Source organism: Acidimicrobiales bacterium, from assembly GCA_036378675.1.
In the GTDB taxonomy this organism is placed as follows: Bacteria; Actinomycetota; Acidimicrobiia; order Acidimicrobiales; family Palsa-688; genus DASUWA01.
In genome coordinates this window covers 17,366-34,380 of record DASUWA010000026.1, presented here as the reverse complement: position 1 = coordinate 34,380, position 17,015 = coordinate 17,366, and the positions used below count along the sequence as shown (strand labels likewise).

Here is a 17,015-nt window from a genome sequence, read left to right as displayed (position 1 = left end):
TAATGGCGCCCCAACGTGAGTGGTTCGAAAAGGACTACTACAAGGTGCTTGGCGTGAGCGATACCGCCACCGCCAAGGAGATCGGGCGCGCCTACAGGAAGCTTGCGAAGCAGTACCACCCTGACGCGAACCCCGGGTCGGAGGAACGCTTCAAGGAGATATCCGCCGCCTACGACGTGCTCGGCGATCAGGAAAAGAAGAAGGAGTACGACGAGGTCCGTAGGCTGGGAGCGGGTGGCAACATCTTCGCTGGTGCGCCCGCTGGCGGCACCGGCGGATTCGGCGGATCGTTCCGGGTGGACGACCTCGGCGATCTGATCGGAAACATCTTCGGCCGGGCGACGGGGAGATCCGGACGTGGCGGGGCAGGATCGGGGGCGAGCACCCTCGGGCCCCAGCGCGGTCCCGATCTCGAAGCGAGTTTGCATCTGTCGTTCTTGGACGCGGTCAACGGTCTGACCACGACCGTCAACGTCACCTCGGAAGTTGCGTGCCACACGTGCGGCGGCAGTGGCGCCGCACCGGGAACCGCACCGGCAGCCTGCCCGGTTTGCGGCGGCCGGGGAGTCGTGAGCGACAACCAGGGTCTGTTCTCGTTCAGCGAAGTGTGCCAGACATGCGGCGGAACCGGCGTGCGCATCGAGACGCCCTGCCCGACGTGCCAGGGCGCCGGCGTCGAGTACGCCGCCCGCGAAGTGAAGGTGCGGATTCCCGCCGGCGTGGAGGACGGCCAGCGCATTCGCGTGAAGGGGCGCGGTGGCGCGGGCCGGCGAGGCGGGCCTCCGGGGAACCTCTACGTCGTCGTGCACGTCGACCATCATCCGGTGTTCGGCCGCAAGGGCAAGGACCTCACCATCACCGCTCCGGTCACCTTCCCGGAGGCGGCGCTCGGCACCACGATCACCGTTCCGACGCTCGAACGCCCGGTCACCCTCAAGGTCCCAGCCGGTACCAAGTCGGGCCGGGTGCTGCGCGTTCGCGGGAAGGGCGTTCCGGCGAGCTCGGGCGCGGGCGATCTCTTGGTGACGGTCGAAGTCTCGGTGCCAGCACACTTGACCGATTCGGAGCGCGAGACGGTTGAGGCGCTCGGTGACCTGATGAAGGGTGATTCGTTGCGCGAGCACCTGTGGAGTGGGGTGTGATGAACGGCGAAACTTCGAAGCGCGCCGTGTACGTGATCTCGGTTGCGGCCGAACTGACCGGCGTTCACCCTCAGACGCTCCGCATCTACGAGCGCAAAGGTCTCCTCGACCCTGCGCGAACCGTCGGCGGCAGCCGGCGCTACAGCGAGATGGATCTTGAGAGGTTGCGGCGGATCCAGGACCTCACGAACGCCGGCCTGAACCTCGAAGGTGTGAAGCGGGTCATCGAGCTCGAGGAGCAGCTGGCCAGCTTGCGCAACGAACTGATGGAAGCGCGCAGGCAGGCTGCCGAGCAGATCGACCGGGTGCACCGTCATTACCGGCGTGACCTGGTTCCGGTGAAGAACTCGCCAGAGCGGTGGATACCCCGCAACTGATTCTCCGGCGGTCAGCGCGACACCGGCCGCCTTTTTCTGAACAAGTACAAGCTGATTTAACAAGGAGGGCCACTTAGATGGCGCTCGATCCAAATCGTTGGACCGCTAAAACCCAAGAAGCCCTGCGCGCAGCCGCCGACGCCGCCGGCGCGAGCAACAACCCGGAGGTCACCCCGGAGCACCTGCTGTTCGCGATGCTCGGGCAGGAGGGCACCATCACACTTCCGGTGCTGGAGCGCGTCGGCATAGCGCCGATGAGCCTGAGGAACCGCTTGCAGGACACTCTGGCCAAGCTCCCTCGCACGTACGGTGGAGGCGGTGAGCCGCAGCTCGGTCGGGCCGCGCTCGACGCGTTCAACCGTGCCGATCAGGAACGGCAGGCGCTCGGCGACGAGTACCTGTCCGTGGAGCATCTGCTCCTTGCGCTCGCTGACGCGGTGGGCGCGTCGAAGGAGCAGCTTCTGGCGGCGTTGCGCGAGGTGCGCGGCAGCCATCGGGTGACCAGCCAGAATCCCGAGGACTCTTACCAGGCGTTGGAAAAGTACGGGCGCGACCTGACCGCGGACGCCCGCGCCGGCAAGCTCGATCCCGTCATCGGGCGTGACGAGGAGATCCGGCGGGTCATCCAGGTGTTGTCGCGGCGTACCAAGAACAACCCTGTGCTGATCGGAGAACCTGGCGTCGGCAAGACGGCGATCGTCGAAGGTCTGGCCAACCGGATCGTCGCCGGCGACGTCCCCGATTCGCTGAAGGGCAAGCGGATCCTGGCGCTGGACCTGGGATCGATGGTCGCCGGCTCGAAGTACCGCGGTGAGTTCGAGGAGCGGTTGAAGGCGGTTCTGAAGGAGATCACCGACTCGGAGGGCGAGATCATCACCTTCGTCGACGAGTTGCACACGATCGTCGGCGCCGGCGCGGCTGAGGGAGCGATGGACGCCGGCAACATGGTGAAGCCGATGCTCGCCCGTGGCGAGCTGCGCCTGATTGGCGCGACCACCCTCGACGAGTACCGCAAGCACATCGAGAAGGACCCCGCCCTCGAGCGGCGTTTCCAGCAGGTGTACGTCGGGGAGCCAAGCGTCGAGGACAGCATCGCGATTCTTCGCGGTTTGAAGGAGCGCTACGAGGTGCACCACGGTGTCCGGATTCAGGACGCCGCGCTGGTTGCGGCTGCTGTGCTGTCCAACCGTTACATCACCGGGCGCTTCTTGCCGGACAAGGCGATCGACCTGGTGGACGAGGCGGCGAGCCGCTTGCGGATTGAGATGGAGTCGAAGCCGACCGAGATCGATGTTGTCGATCGTCGGATCGCGCAGTTGGAGATCGAGCGTCTGGCACTTGAGAAGGAGACCGACGAGGCGTCGAAGGAACGTCTCGCCAAGCTCGAGGCAGAGCTCGCGGATCTTCAGGAGCAATCGAACGCGTTGACGATGCGGTGGCGCAACGAGAAGGAGGCGTCCGAGGGGATCGTCGCGCTCCAGGAGCAGATCGAGGCGCGGCGCGGCGAGGCGGAGCGCTTCACCCGTGACGGCGACCTGGCCAAGGCCGCGGAGATCCAATACGGGCAGATACCCGATCTGCAGCGCCAGCTGGACGAGGCGCTCGCACGTCTCAACGACCTGCAGCACGACCAGAAGATGCTGAAGCAGGAGGTCGACGAGGAAGACGTCGCCGAGGTCGTGTCCAAATGGACCGGCGTGCCGGTGTCGCGGCTGCTCGAGGGCGAGGTGGCGAAGCTAGTGCGCATGGAGGACGTCTTGCATCACCGGGTCGTCGGCCAGGACGAAGCGGTCCGGGCTGTGGCGAACGCCATCAGACGCTCCCGAAGCGGCCTGTCCGATCCACGAAAGCCGATCGGGTCGTTCCTGGTCCTCGGCCCCACCGGTGTCGGCAAGACGGAGCTGGCGCGCGCGCTGGCGGAGTTCCTTTTCGACGACGAGCGGTCGATGGTTCGCATCGACATGTCGGAGTACATGGAGAAGCACTCGGTGTCGCGGCTGGTGGGCGCGCCTCCTGGGTACGTCGGCTACGACGAGGGTGGGCAGCTGACCGAAGCCGTGAGGCGACGGCCTTACAGCGTGATACTGCTCGACGAGATCGAGAAGGCGCACCCCGACGTGTTCAACATCCTCCTTCAGGTGCTCGACGACGGGCGCCTGACCGACGGGCAGGGGCGCACGGTCGACTTCTCCAACACCGTCGTCATCATGACCTCGAACCACCAGGGCGACCTGAGCCTCGCGTTCAAGCCGGAGTTCCTTAACCGGATCGACGAGATCGTCAGGTTCCGAGCGCTCACCGAGGCGGACCTCGAGGGCGTGGTGGAGATCCAGCTGCGTGACCTGGAGAAGCGCCTCGCGGAGCGGCGCCTCGTCTTGGACGTGACGCCCGCGGCGAAGGCCTGGTTGGCGAAGCGGGGGTACGACCCCGCGTTCGGTGCGCGTCCCTTGAAGAGGCTCATCCAACGCGAGATCGCCGATCCGTTGGCGCTTGCTCTTCTCGAGGGTCGCTACACCGACGGTGACACCGTCACGGTGGATGCGCCTCTGGAAGGGGTGCCGGTGTTGTCGAGCGCCGGTCTCGAGGGTGGCGCCGTGGCCGGGGGTGGTGGCCCGGGAGGTCGCGGCTCTGCAGGATCGGACGAGGAGGGCACGCTGGACGGGTTGGGCAGCGACCGGCTGGTGTTGCGGTAGCTGGGCCGGCGGGCCGGTCGGAGCGCCTCGCTGCTCGCCGCCGGCGCCCCTCACCGCCCGCCCCAACCCCGCAGCCCGCCGGCATCCCCAAACTATGCTGTACAGGTGAGCGCCACCGTCGTCGTCGGAACCCAGTGGGGTGACGAAGGCAAGGGAAAACTAACCGACCTCCTCGCCAAAGAGATGCAGGTCGTCGTGCGCTATCAAGGCGGTCACAACGCCGGCCACACCATCGTCGTGGACGGCCGGAAGTTCGCCCTCCAACTGCTCCCGAGCGGCATCCTCTACGACCACATCACCCCGGTGATCGGCAACGGGGTCGTCGTGGATCCTGGTGTGCTCCTCGAGGAGATGTCGACCCTGACATCGGCCGGGATCGACTGCTCGCGCCTGGTCGTATCCGGCAACGCCCACCTGATCATGCCGTACCACCAGGAGATCGACGCGCTGACCGAGAGGCACCTGGGCCGCAACAAGCTGGGCACGACAAAGCGGGGTATCGGGCCGGCGTACGCCGACAAGGCGGCGCGGGTCGGCATCCGGGTCCAGGACCTTCTCGACCCCAAGATCTTCCGCGAGAAGCTCGACGTGGTTCTCAAAGAGAAGAACCTCATCCTGGCCAAGATCTACAACCGTTTGCCCCTGTCGGCGGCAGAGATTGCCGATCGCTACCTCGGCGAGTACGCGCCGGCGCTGGAACCGCACATCGGCGACTCGGTTGGAGTGGTGCACGACGCGTTGAGCGCCGGCCAGCACGTCCTCCTCGAGGGCGCGCAGGCGACGTTCTTGGATCTCGACCACGGCACCTATCCGTTCGTGACCTCGTCCAACCCGGTCGCCGGCGGCGCGTGTGTCGGCGCCGGCATCGGACCGCGCGACGTCGCGTCGGTTATGGGAATCGCGAAGGCGTACGTGACCCGGGTGGGCTCGGGCCCGTTCGTGACCGAGCTCGACGGCGAGCTCGCCGACCTGCTGGTCGAGCGCGGCCAGGAGTTCGGGACCAACACGGGCCGTCGCCGGCGAACCGGATGGTTCGACGCGGTGATGGTCCGACAGGCCGCAAGGCTGAACTCGCTTACCGAGGTGGCCCTCACCAAGCTCGACGTGTTGGACACCTTGGAGACTCTGAAGGTGTGCGTAGCCTACAAGTCCGAGGGCGTGCGCTACGAGCACGTGCCGTACCACCAGACGGTGCTCCACAAGGCCGAGCCCGTGTACGAGGAGCTCCCGGGCTGGAAGACGGACACCTCGGCGGCGACCGAGTTGCACGACCTCCCCGCCGAGGCGAAGGACTACGTGCACTTCCTGGCCGAGACGACGGGCGTGCCAATCAAGCTGGTAGGAGTCGGCCCCGGCCGGGATCAGTTCGTCAGGTTCGCCCCGTAACGGTGGCGGCTCGTTTGCGGGTTTGCGTGGTCGGGTCGGGCGGCCGCGAGCATGCCCTCGCTGCCGCGCTGCAACGGACCGCGGATGTGGTTGTTTGTCCCGGCAACCCCGGCATGCAGGCGCTCGGCATCGCCTGTGTTTCGCGGCCGCCTGAAACCATCGAAGCCGACCTGTTCGTCGTAGGCCCCGAGCAGCCGCTGGTCGATGGCATCGGCGACCGCCTTCGTGACGCCGGCAACCTCGTGTTCGGGCCCGGCGCCGCCGGCGCACGGCTCGAAGGCTCCAAGGCGTGGATGAAGGAGATGCTGGCGGGCGCGGACGTTCCGACGGCGGCCTACGGCGTGTTCGACAGCGCGGGGCCGGCGATCGAATTCCTGCGCTCGCTCAGCCCGCCCTGGGTGGTCAAGACCGACGGCCTCGCGGCAGGCAAGGGCGTACTGGTTACCGAAGACCTCGATGAGGCGTGCGCCGACGTCGAGGCGAAGCTCGCAGGGGTTTCGTTCGGCGCGGCAGGCCGGCTAGTGGTGATCGAAGAAGGCCTCACCGGGCCGGAGCTTTCGCTGATGGCTGTATGCGACGGAAAACGAGCAGTTCCCCTCGCCGCAGCCCAGGACTTCAAACGTGCCCTCGACGGCGACAAGGGCCCCAACACAGGCGGTATGGGCGCCTACTCGCCGGTGCCGGCGGTCGACGACGACGATGTCGCAGCCATCATGAACGGGGCCGTCACCCCGACCCTCGAAGCCCTCGCCGACATCGGCATCGACTACCGCGGCGTTCTCTACGCCGGTCTCATGCTCACACCTGAAGGTCCCAAAGTCCTCGAGTTCAACGTTCGCTTCGGGGATCCCGAAACCGAGGCGCTGATGCCGCGATGGAAAGGGGACGTTTCGGAGATTCTTGCTGCGGCAGCGGACGGGCGGCTCGACAGTGTCGCGGCGCCTGAGTTCCTACCCGACGCGGCGGTGTGCGTCATGCTGGCGGCCGAGGGCTATCCGGCAGCCCCGAAGACGGGACAACCGATCTACGGGCTCGATTCGTGGAAGGCCGACCCTTCGTTGCACCTGTACGCCGCGGGAGTCGGGCCGGGACTGACGACTGCGGGAGGCCGGGTGCTAGCGGTTACCGGCCTCGGGGAGACGATCGGGCGAGCGAGAGAGAGGGCGTACGAGGGCGCGGGGCGGATCTCGTTTTCGGGTGTGCAGTATCGGTCGGACATCGCGGCGCGAGCCGCGGGTTGAGAGGAGGAGGACAAAATGAAGCGGGTCGCGATCCTCATGGGTTCTGCGAACGACCAGCCGAAGATGGCTCCGGCGGGTGAGACGCTTGCATCGTTCGGCGTGGACTACACGGAGCACGTGATGTCGGCGCATCGCACGCCGGCGAAGGTCGCGGAGTTCGCTGGCGGTGCAAGAGAGGCCGGGTACGGAGTTCTCATCTGCGGTGCCGGCATGGCGGCGCACCTGGCCGGCGCGGTTTCGGCTCAGACCACGCTCCCGGTGATAGGCGTGCCTCTGTCCGGCGGCGCCATCGGAGGGATCGACGCCCTGTACTCCACCGTGCAGATGCCGAAAGGGATACCGGTCGCGACCGTCGCGGTGGACGGCGCCCAGAACGCCGCGCTTCTCGCGATCGAGATGCTCGCCATAACCGAGGACGAACTCGCCAAGCGGCTTGCCGAGTTCCGGGCGGAGTGGGCCCGATGACCGACACGGTGAAGCTCCCACACGTCGCGTCAGGAAAGGTTCGCGACATCTACGAGCTCGACGCGCAACACCTCCTGTTCGTGACGTCCGACCGGATGTCCGCCTTCGACGTCGTCATGGCCGAGCCGATACCCGACAAGGGCAGGGTGCTCACCGCCATAACCGCCTTCTGGCTTGACCAGCTGAAGGATGTGGCTCCCAACCACCTCGTCGGCGTCGACGTCCCGCCAGGTGTCGCGGCGTCCGACGCCGACGCGCGCGAGCTCGAAGGCCGGGTCATGGTCGTTCGGAAGGCCGAGATGCTTCCGGTCGAGTGCATCGTGCGCGGGTACCTGTCGGGTTCGGCTTGGGCGGAGTACAAGAAGAGCCGGACCATGCACGGCGAGCCTCTTCCCGCCGGCCTGCGCCAGTCGGAGAAGCTACCCGAACCGGTGTTCACCCCCTCGACCAAAGCCGCGACTGGGCACGACGAGAACATCAGCTTCGACGCGGCGGTCGACCTGGTCGGCAAGGAACTCGCCGAAGAGGCTCGCCGGATAAGCCTCGCCGCGTACGAGAAGGGCGCTGCACTCGCGACCGGGCGGGGAATCGTCATCGCCGACACCAAGTTCGAGTTGGGCCTCATCGACGGCCGTCTCGCAATCTGCGACGAAGTCCTCACCCCCGACTCCTCGCGCTTCTGGCCGGCGGACGCGTGGGAACCCGGGACGGTTCCACCATCATTCGACAAACAACCGCTTCGCGACTGGCTCGAGGAAACCGGATGGTCGAAGACACCGCCTCCACCTCCGCTGCCGCCCGAGGTCGTGGACGCCACCCGTGCGCGCTACATCGAGGCGTACGAGCGGCTCACCGCCCGGAGCTTCACCTCCTGGCCCGGAGCAGGACCGGTGCCGCCAGACCCTGGGCTACTCGGGGACGAAGGCGACCGGCCGGTAGTCTGAGAACGTGAGTCTCTACTCGGCGATGGTGGAGGTTTCCCTCCGCCCAGGCATTGCCGATCCGCAGGGCGCAACCATCGAGCGCGCGCTGCCCGCGCTCGGGTTCGATGGGATCTCGGGTGTGAGAGCCGGAAAGGCGTTTCGCTTCACGATCGAAGCACCCGACGAGACCGCCGCCCGGCGCGAGGTCGACGACCTGTGCCGGCGGTTGCTCAGCAACCCGGTGATCGAGGATGCGGAGGTAACCCTGGTCGCCGCGGAGGTCGCTCGTTGAGCGTTCGTGTCGGCGTCGTTTTGTTCCCGGGCTCCAATTGCGAACACGACGTGGTCGAAGCGGTCACCTCTCTCCGGGCTGACGCGGAAATCGTCTGGCACGGCGACCGCTCGTTGGCGCACGTGGACGCGGTGATCCTCCCGGGAGGTTTCGCCCATGGCGACTACCTCCGGCCCGGCGCCATCGCGAGGTTCTCCCCGATCATGGCCGCGGTGGAGGCTTTCGCCGCGGAAGGAGGACCCCTCGTTGGCATTTGCAACGGTTTCCAGGTTCTCACCGAGGCGCACCTGCTGCCCGGTGCGCTCCAGAAGAACCGGGGCCTCACGTTTCTCTGCCGTACCGTCGAACTCGAGGTCGCCAGCGCGCGATCGGTCCTGACGGCGGGCGTGCAGGTCGGTACCCGGTTGCAAGTACCGATCAATCACTTCGAGGGCAACTACACGTGCGATTCGCGCACGCTTGGCCAGCTCCGCGCAGACGAGCGCATCGTTCTGCGTTACACCGACAACCCGAACGGCTCGGTGGACGACATCGCCGGCGTCAGCAATGAGGCAGGAAACGTGGTCGGGTTGATGCCGCATCCGGAGCGGGCGTCCGACCCGTTGCTCGGTTCGACCGACGGCCGGGTGCTTCTGGGTGCGTTGCTCACATCCGCCGGCGCACGGCTCGCGGACGCTGCCGCCTCGACCTGACCGATGCCGCTGTCAGCCGCGGGTGCGAGGGATCCCCGCCTTCCTCAGCACGTTGGCGTCGACTCCGGCGGCGCGCCAAGCCGCGTAGGTGATGCCCTTTCGCTCTCCGTAGCTCTTCGCCGCCTCAACGAATCCCTCCTCGAGAGCCTTCAAATCGACCGCTTCCTCCTTGGTGGCCAATTCGGTTTCCAGGTTGAGGCGCTCCTGCACGAGATGAACCCGAGTGAGCGGATCCGCGCCGGCGACACGGTCGTCGATTTGGCGCAATCGGGACTGGATGCTTTCAGTGGTCCGCTTGCGTCCACGCTTCGGCTTGTGAGCTTCTAACGCCTCCAGGTAGCGGCGTACTGCCCGACTCTCTTCCCGTCCGACGGCCAGAGCGTGCTTGTGCTCATCGGACATTGCTGACTTGGTTGCCCGTGGTCTGCGGGGGGTCGATTTAGCTGGCATATCTCAGTGTTTTTAACATTTTCGGTGAAGAGCGCACAAGATCAAAACCCAATCTTCTCGAATCGAATGGGCCAATTTCCATCGAATCGCGAACGTGTTAGGACCCACTAGTCTCGGTGGCTATGGATCCACACATCCACCGCGCTCTAGGGCTTACAGATGACGAAGCGGGGGAGATCGAGCGGATCCTCGGAAGGGAACCCAACCATTTAGAATTGGCCATGTATTCGGTCATGTGGAGCGAGCACTGCTCGTACAAGTCGAGCCGGCTCCACCTGAAACGGTTGCCGACCGAAGGGGCAAGGGTTCTTGTAGGTCCCGGCGAGAACGCGGGAGTCGTCGACGCCGGCGGCGGCCTAGCCGTTGCACTCCGAATTGAGAGCCATAATCATCCCTCGGCGATCGAGCCTTATCAGGGCGCCGCCACCGGGGTTGGCGGCATTCTTCGGGATATCTTCACCATGGGTGCGCGCCCTATCGCCCTCATGGATCCTCTGCGCTTCGGGAATCCGCAAGACCCCCGTTCTCGTTGGATTGCCACGGGCGTTATCTCGGGAATATCCGGATATGGCAACTCCGTCGGTGTTCCGACCGTAGGCGGTGAAGTCGATTTTGACGACTGTTTTGCGGATAACCCACTGGTAAATGTCCTTTGCTGCGGGGTTCTGCCGGTCGACCGTCTGGTGCTCGGCCGGGCGAGCGGAGACGGCAATCTCGCCGTCCTCCTCGGGAGCTCGACCGGCCGCGACGGCATCGGCGGCGTGAGCGTTCTCGCTTCTGCCGGATTCAGCGATGACGGGGAGGCCGAGCAGGCCAAGCGCCCCAATGTCCAAGTGGGTGATCCCTTCGAGGAGAAGCGGCTCATCGAGGCGTGCCTGCAGCTGCTCGACGAGTCGCTCGTGGTCGGGATTCAGGACCTCGGCGGCGCCGGGTTGACGTGCGCGACCAGCGAGACCGCTTCCCGCGGGGGAGTGGGCATGGACGTCGACGTCACCGCGGTCCGGTTGAGAGAACCCGGCATGGAGCCGTGGGAGATCATGACCAGCGAGAGCCAGGAACGGATGCTCGCGATCGTGACTCCCGGCTCTCTCGACCGGGTGCTGGACGTGTGCCACCGGTGGGAAGTCAACGCGGCCGTGGTCGGCAAGGTCACGTCCACAGGCCGGCTACGGATCCTCGACGGCTGGCAAGGGGAGGTGCTCGCCGACATTCCAGCGTCGTCGCTTCACGAAGACGCTCCCTGCTATGACAGGCCGATCGAACGCCCCGCCGACCTGGATACCAGGCAGTCGGACGACCCGGGCACACTCCCGGCGCCGGCGGATTGCGGTATCGACCTCCTCGAACTCGTCGCCGAGACCGGCGACCGGTCCTGGGTGTACCGCCAGTACGACCATCAGTTGTTCCTGAACACCGTCGTCCCCCCCGGCGGCGACGCAGCCCTGCTGCGGCTCTCCGGACCGGGTGTCCCCGCGCCCGCCGGTTGGCGCCGCGGCATCGCCCTCTCGACCGACGGAAACTCCCGTTGGTGCGCCATCGACCCGCGCGCCGGCACGGCTTTGGTCGTTGCGGAGTCTGCGCTGAACGTTGCGTGCGTCGGTGCCACTCCCGTTGCGGTCGTCAACTGTCTCAACTTCGGGAACCCTGAACACCCGCAGGTGATGTGGCAGCTGTCGGAGGCGATCGACGGCATGTCGGACGCGTGTCGCGCGCTGTCGCTCCCAGTGATCGGCGGAAACGTGAGCCTGTACAACGAGAGCCGCGGCCGCGACATCGACCCCACCCCGGTCGTCGGCACGCTCGGTCTTGTCGATCATCTCGAGTGCCCGCCGTGCGGTGCTCGGCTGGTGCCGGGCGGCAAGATCGTCCTTGTCGGCGGGCGAGCGGCGTCGCTCGCCGGATCCAGATGGGCGGTCAACTTGAGGCATCACCGCGGCGGGACTCTGCCCGCCCTCGACCTCGCCCTGCACGGGCGGCTCATCGAGTTGGTCTCCGATCTCGTCTCGGAGATCGTGTCCGGGGTGTCTCGGCCCGATCTGGATGTCCACGGCGTGCACGACGTGTCGGACGGAGGTCTCGGGGCGGCGCTCGCGGAGATGGCAATTCGCGGGAATGTCGGGTTCACCGTCGCGGGTGTCGCCGACCACGTCGAGCTGTTCGGTGAAGGGCCGTCCAGGGTGCTCTTCTGCGTCGATCCATTGGACGTTCCGGCTCTGACCGAACGGGCCAACCAGGCCGGCCTGGCCGCAACTGTTCTCGGGGATGCACACGGAGAGCGGCTCGTCGTGGAGGGCCTGGTTGACGTGAGCCTGCAGGACATATCGGCGCGCTGGGCCGGGGAGCTCCCGGCCGCTTTGGCCGGTGGCCCGGCGATAGAGCCGGTCGGATAACGGCCCGCTCCGCACTGCCCCGGCGGCAAAGCAGGAAGGGGCACCTGCCCGGATCGCCGCAACCCGGCCAGTACGTGAGAGAATGAATCAAGTGCCCGGGCAAGACCCCCTAGCAGTGACTCATGATTCGCCGCGGGAAGCGTGCGGCGTGTTCGGCGTGTGCGCTCCCGGCACGCAGGTCGCCCACATGACCTTCGACGGCCTGTACGCCTTGCAGCATCGCGGGCAGGAGTCCGCCGGCATGGCGGTCAGCGACGGCGAGGAGATGATGGTCGTCAAGGACATGGGCCTGGTGACCAACGTGTTCAACGAGTACAAGCTGGCCGGCCTCGAGGGGCATCTCGCCATCGGCCACACCCGCTACTCCACCACAGGGGCGTCGAGCTGGCACAACGCTCAACCCGTCTACAGGATCACCTCGCCGAACTCCGAGCGGCAGAGTGCCCTGGCGTTCGCGCTCGGGCACAACGGGAATCTCACCAACACCAATGCCCTTGCCGAGCAGGTCGGCATGCTGCCCGGGACGGTCACGAGTGACAGCGACGTGATCGCCGAGCTGCTGGTGCAACACCTCGACGCTCATCCGGCAGACGACCTCGTCGCCGCCCTCAGCCAGGTGCTGCCGACACTGCAGGGTGCGTTTTCCCTCGTGCTCCTCGATCACCGGCAGCTCATCGGGGTCCGCGATCCTCGCGGCTTCCGGCCCCTCTGCATCGGCAGGCTCCCCGAAGGCGGGTGGATCCTCGCCTCGGAAACGCCCGCACTCGACGTGACCGGCGCCGAGTTCGTCAGAGAGGTAGATCCCGGCGAGATGGTCGTGATCACCCCCGACGGCCCCGTCTCCCACCAGCTGTGGCCGGGATTGGCCGAGGCCAAGCTCTGCCTCTTCGAGTTCGTGTACCTGGCCCGGCCGGATAGCCAGCTGTACGGCCAGGAGCTCCACGGCGCCCGGACCCGGATGGGCGAGATGCTGGCGGAGCAGGCGCCGGTGGACGCCGACATGGTCATGGGAGTGCCCGACTCGGGGCTGCCGGCCGCCGAGGGCTACGCCAAGCGGAGCGGAATCCGCTACGGCCACGGGCTGGTCAAGAACCGCTACATCGGCCGGACGTTCATCGTCCCCGACCAGGCCCAGCGCGCTCAGGGAGTCCGCCGGAAGCTCAACCCGCTGCGCGGGGCGATCGCCGGACAACGCCTGATCGTCGTCGACGACTCGATCGTCCGCGGCACCACGACGCGGGCGATGGTCAAGATGCTGCGTGAGGCGGGCGCCAAGGAGGTCCACCTCCGCATCTCATCCCCGCCGTACCGCTGGCCCTGCTACTACGGACTCGACACCGGCACCCGGGCGGAGCTGATCGCAGCGAGGATGGACGAGCAGGAGATCTGCGAGTACCTCGGCGCGGACAGCCTGGCGTACCTCAGCCTCGACCGATTGAAAAAGGCGACCGGCGCGCCCGACGCCGGGTTCTGCGACGCCTGCCTCACCGGTGACTACCCGAAAGACGTTCCGGTACCGCTGGTCAGCGAACGCAGCGGTTCTCGCGAGGCACCGGTCGGACTGCACGTTGGGTGAACTGGCCGGCCGCCCGCCCACGCCTGCGGAAGCCGGACCCGACACAACCGGACGACCCGGACTGACCTACGCAGCCTCGGGCGTGGACATCGACGCCGCGGACGAAGCGGTCGAGGCCATCAGAGGGCTGGTGAACTCAACCGCCGATGTTCCCGGCGTGATCGGCGGGATCGGGGGCTTCGGCGGGCTCTTCGAGGTTCCCCGCGGTTACAGGCGTCCCGTGCTCGTCTCCAGCACCGACGGGATCGGAACCAAGATGGCGATCGCGACCGCGACCGGGCGCTACGACACAGTCGGTGTCGACCTGGTCGCGATGGTCGTCGACGACCTGGTCTGCTGCGGAGCCCGACCCCTTTTCTTCCTGGACTACCAACTCCTCGGCCGGATCGATCCGAACCAGGTCCGAGAAGTGATGAGTGGCATCGCGGAGGGATGCCGACAGGCCGGGTGTGCGATCGTCGGCGGCGAGCTCGCCGAGCATCCCGGGCTCCTCGAGCCGGGCGAGATCGACGTCGCCGGGTTCGCGGTCGGAATAGTGGACCGGGACCAGATCGTCGACGGTCCTTCACGCACGGCCGACGGCGACGTGCTGATCGGGCTGCCTTCGCCCGGCCTGCGCTCGAACGGCTACTCCCTGGCCCGCAAGGCGCTTCTTGAGCGCGCCGGGCGATCGCTTGCCGGACCGGCATGGGCAGGGTCAGATACATGGACGCTCGCCGACGAGCTGCTGCGCCCGTCGGTCATATACACGCCGGCGGTGCTCCGGCTGTTGGAGCGGGTTCGAGTTCACGCGATCGCGCACATCACCGGTGGCGGGCTGCCGGGGAACGTCCCGCGGGTGATGAGCCCCGGGCTCGACGCGGTGTTCGATACGGACGCTTGGGAGACGCCGCGTATCTTCGACGAGATCCGGCTCGCGGGGGGTGTTGGCGAGGAGGAGATGGCCCGGGTCTTCAACCTCGGGCTCGGCATGGTCATAGCGGTATCACCCGGAGACGCCGACTCAGCGCTAGCAGCCCTTACGGCCCCGGACCTCGAGCCCCGGGTCGTCGGTCACCTGATCGCCGGGACCGGCCGGGTGGAGATCAAATAGGCGCCTGTCCGGTACGGCTGACTAGTCCGTTTTGACCAAAAAATTGACCCGGTCGGGTCATGGTGCGAGATCGGGTCTTCTCGTACCTTGTGTGCGAAAGGCACACTTGGAAGGAACCCGTAGAGATGGCCGACGATACCCACGCAGATGCGCTTCTCACCCCAGCTGAGGTGGCGGCGCTGTTCCGTGTAAACCCAAAGACCGTCACGCGCTGGGCGCGGGCAGGCAAGATCACCGCTATCCGGACCCTCGGCGGGCACCGCCGCTTCCGGGCTTCGGAGATCCGCCGCTGCCTCGAAGAGATGGAGCGCGCTGACTTCTAGAGCTTGACTTTCGGTCACCGCCGGTAGACTCGCGCCGCCGCCGGGCCGAGAGATTCATCGCCACCGAACGACCACCAAGTGTGGGGGCAGGGGGCATTTTGCAGGGGCAGAAGGGGCAGGGGGAAGCTTGGGGGTGAGCCCAACCGCGGGCAGACGAGGTTGGGTCACCCCCTGCTTATCTCAAGGGGGCGGAGCGACGCACGTGCGATGATTTGGAGGTGGACGTCGACGTGCAGGGGGATCGCCCCGCCCGCCTGGGACCTGAACGGCTGCTCCGGCTGCCGACCGGGTTCGTTGCGCACACCGGGTATGCCGGTTTGCGGGACCCGGGTGAAGGAGACGACGTCAGCGTCATCGTGTCGGACCGGCCATGCGCGTCCGCTGCCGTCTTCACCAGGAGCTTGTTCTCCGGGCCGAGCGTCGCGCTGAGCCGGAAGAGGGCGCTCTCCGGCCACGCCCGGGGAGTCGTGGTCGTGGCGAAGAACGCGAACGTTGCCACCGGACCGGACGGAGCACGGGACGCGGAGGAGATCACCCGGCTGGTCGCGGAAGCGAGGGGGCTCGAACCCGACGAAGTCCTCGTCGCCAGCACCGGGGTGATCGGTCGCCCCTATCCCATGCCTGCCCTGCGCGCCCACCTGGCCGGCTTGGCGACCTCCGTATTCGACGCGGACGCCTACAGGGTCGCCCGGGCGATCATGACAACCGACACGATCCCCAAGGTCACCGAGCAACCGGCCGGGGCGGCACGCGTCGTCGGAGTGGCCAAAGGGGTCGGGATGATCGAGCCCGACATGGCCACGATGCTCGCCTTCGTTTTCACGGACGCAGAAGTCGACGCTGCGCTGCTCGACGGCATGTGGAGGCGCGCGGTCGACGAGTCGTTCAACTGCCTGAGCGTCGACACCGACACCTCGACGTCCGACACCGCGATCGTGTTCGCCAACGGTGCTGCGGGGCCGGTCCACGAGGCTGCTCTCGGCGTCGCCCTGCGGGAAGTCTGCCTCGACCTGACGCTTCAGCTGGCGAGGGACGGCGAGGGCGCGACGAAGCTGCTCACCGTTACCGTTCGGGCGGCGAGGGAGGCCCGTCAGGCGAGGCGGGTCGCCAAGGCTGTAGTCAACTCACCGCTCGTGAAGACCGCGGTCCACGGCGCAGACCCCAACTGGGGCAGAGTCGTGATGGCGATAGGCAAATGCCAGGACGAGACCGACATCGACCCCGAAGGGGTGGTGATCCGATTCGGCGGAATGGAGACCTACCCGCGCAGGCCTGATGTCGCCGGCCTCGACCGGCTCGCCCAGATCATGTCCGCCGACCACGTCGAGATCGAGATCGAACTCAACACCGGCGAAGCCGAAGCCACCGTCTACGGCTGCGATCTCTCCGCTGAGTACGTGCGGATCAACGCCGACTACACGACGTAATTGGCCCGGCGGGGGGCCCCTATGACACCCACTTGGCCCCTGCCTCTGGAGGTGCGTGGGGGCCCCTGCCCCACGCCTGGCCGTGTTAATGCACCCGGCGGGGGGCCCTTCGGCTAGGTAGCGTTCGCCTCGGCGTCGCGGACCCGCTTCACCAGGGTCTCCATGACCGCCCAGGCGATCGCCGGATGCTGGTGAACCAGCGGCCGGAACTCCCAGCTGGTCAGGCTGAAGCACCGCATGTCCGTGATCGCCTTGACGCTGGCCGTACGGGTTCCCCCGTCGATCAGAGCCATCTCGCCGAACCAGTCGCCGGCGTGAAGCGTCCGTTTCTCGGACCCCCTCAGCGTGACGAGCGCCTCGCCGTCAGCGATCAGGAAGAACCCGATCCCCTCCTCGCCTTCCGTCATCAGCTCCTTGCCCGCCGGAAAGTTGTACTCGTGCATGGTGCTCGCCAACTCTTTCAGCTCGCGCTTCGAGAGGCTTGCGAACAGCGGGACAGACGCCACTGCTTCTCGTGCCACCGTCATGAATTAGAGGATACGCCC

At 66.9% G+C, this 17,015-nt stretch carries 16 protein-coding genes; 14 read left to right on the top strand and 2 right to left on the bottom strand.

Annotated elements, in window-relative coordinates:
• The first annotated feature begins 2 nt into the window (after nt 1-2).
• The 9 genes from dnaJ to purQ all read left to right on the top strand — a co-directional run bounded on the left by dnaJ (nt 3) and on the right by purQ (nt 9,211).
• Nucleotides 3-1,142 (top strand): molecular chaperone DnaJ, encoded by a 1,140-nt coding sequence (gene dnaJ / locus VFZ97_09740; protein ID HEX6393713.1) that lies wholly within the window; start codon nt 3-5, stop codon nt 1,140-1,142.
• The gene (locus tag VFZ97_09735) at nt 1,142-1,519 is read left to right on the top strand and encodes a helix-turn-helix transcriptional regulator (GenBank protein ID HEX6393712.1); all 378 of its coding nucleotides are present in this window, start codon (nt 1,142-1,144) and stop codon (nt 1,517-1,519) included. Before dnaJ ends, VFZ97_09735 begins: the two co-directional genes overlap by 1 nt.
• A 77-nt stretch (nt 1,520-1,596) precedes the next feature.
• On the top strand, nt 1,597-4,212 hold the full coding sequence (gene clpB / locus VFZ97_09730; protein ID HEX6393711.1) for an ATP-dependent chaperone ClpB: 2,616 nt from the start codon (nt 1,597-1,599) through the stop codon (nt 4,210-4,212).
• Between the two features lie 105 nt (nt 4,213-4,317).
• Nucleotides 4,318-5,598, top strand: coding sequence for an adenylosuccinate synthase (locus tag VFZ97_09725; GenBank protein ID HEX6393710.1), 1,281 nt, complete (start codon nt 4,318-4,320; stop codon nt 5,596-5,598).
• A 2-nt stretch (nt 5,599-5,600) separates the two neighbouring features.
• Nucleotides 5,601-6,839, top strand: coding sequence for a phosphoribosylamine--glycine ligase (gene purD, locus VFZ97_09720; GenBank protein ID HEX6393709.1), 1,239 nt, complete (start codon nt 5,601-5,603; stop codon nt 6,837-6,839).
• A gap of 15 nt (nt 6,840-6,854) precedes the next feature.
• Nucleotides 6,855-7,304, top strand: coding sequence for a 5-(carboxyamino)imidazole ribonucleotide mutase (gene purE / locus VFZ97_09715; GenBank protein HEX6393708.1), 450 nt, complete (start codon nt 6,855-6,857; stop codon nt 7,302-7,304).
• Nucleotides 7,301-8,248: a phosphoribosylaminoimidazolesuccinocarboxamide synthase gene (locus tag VFZ97_09710; GenBank protein ID HEX6393707.1), complete on the top strand. Its 948-nt coding sequence runs from the start codon at nt 7,301-7,303 to the stop codon at nt 8,246-8,248. The genes purE and VFZ97_09710 overlap by 4 nt, the downstream gene beginning before the upstream one ends.
• A gap of 4 nt (nt 8,249-8,252) precedes the next feature.
• Nucleotides 8,253-8,519, top strand: coding sequence for a phosphoribosylformylglycinamidine synthase subunit PurS (gene purS, locus VFZ97_09705; GenBank protein ID HEX6393706.1), 267 nt, complete (start codon nt 8,253-8,255; stop codon nt 8,517-8,519).
• The gene (gene purQ / locus VFZ97_09700; protein ID HEX6393705.1) at nt 8,516-9,211 is read left to right on the top strand and encodes a phosphoribosylformylglycinamidine synthase subunit PurQ; all 696 of its coding nucleotides are present in this window, start codon (nt 8,516-8,518) and stop codon (nt 9,209-9,211) included. Before purS ends, purQ begins: the two co-directional genes overlap by 4 nt.
• Before the next feature lie 12 nt (nt 9,212-9,223).
• Here the strand turns inward: purQ and VFZ97_09695 are convergent, their stop codons facing one another.
• The gene (locus tag VFZ97_09695; protein ID HEX6393704.1) at nt 9,224-9,613 is read right to left on the bottom strand and encodes a hypothetical protein; all 390 of its coding nucleotides are present in this window, start codon (nt 9,611-9,613) and stop codon (nt 9,224-9,226) included.
• Between the two features lie 170 nt (nt 9,614-9,783).
• Between VFZ97_09695 and purL the strand changes: the two genes are divergently transcribed.
• From purL to argJ, 5 genes are all read left to right on the top strand, one after another.
• A complete protein-coding gene (purL, locus tag VFZ97_09690) occupies nt 9,784-12,051 on the top strand; it encodes a phosphoribosylformylglycinamidine synthase subunit PurL (GenBank protein HEX6393703.1) in 2,268 nt (755 codons plus the stop codon).
• A gap of 91 nt (nt 12,052-12,142) precedes the next feature.
• Entirely contained in the window at nt 12,143-13,627 is a 1,485-nt protein-coding gene (gene purF / locus VFZ97_09685) for an amidophosphoribosyltransferase (protein ID HEX6393702.1), read from the top strand.
• Nucleotides 13,620-14,720 (top strand): phosphoribosylformylglycinamidine cyclo-ligase, encoded by a 1,101-nt coding sequence (purM, locus tag VFZ97_09680; protein HEX6393701.1) that lies wholly within the window; start codon nt 13,620-13,622, stop codon nt 14,718-14,720. Before purF ends, purM begins: the two co-directional genes overlap by 8 nt.
• A 125-nt stretch (nt 14,721-14,845) precedes the next feature.
• The gene (locus VFZ97_09675; protein HEX6393700.1) at nt 14,846-15,043 is read left to right on the top strand and encodes a BldC family transcriptional regulator; all 198 of its coding nucleotides are present in this window, start codon (nt 14,846-14,848) and stop codon (nt 15,041-15,043) included.
• Between the two features lie 218 nt (nt 15,044-15,261).
• Entirely contained in the window at nt 15,262-16,470 is a 1,209-nt protein-coding gene (argJ, locus tag VFZ97_09670) for a bifunctional glutamate N-acetyltransferase/amino-acid acetyltransferase ArgJ (GenBank protein ID HEX6393699.1), read from the top strand.
• 113 nt (nt 16,471-16,583) lie between these two features.
• On the opposite strand, the gene VFZ97_09665 is transcribed toward argJ, so the two are convergent.
• Entirely contained in the window at nt 16,584-16,997 is a 414-nt protein-coding gene (locus VFZ97_09665; protein HEX6393698.1) for a cyclic nucleotide-binding domain-containing protein, read from the bottom strand.
• Nucleotides 16,998-17,015: the final 18 nt, after the last annotated feature.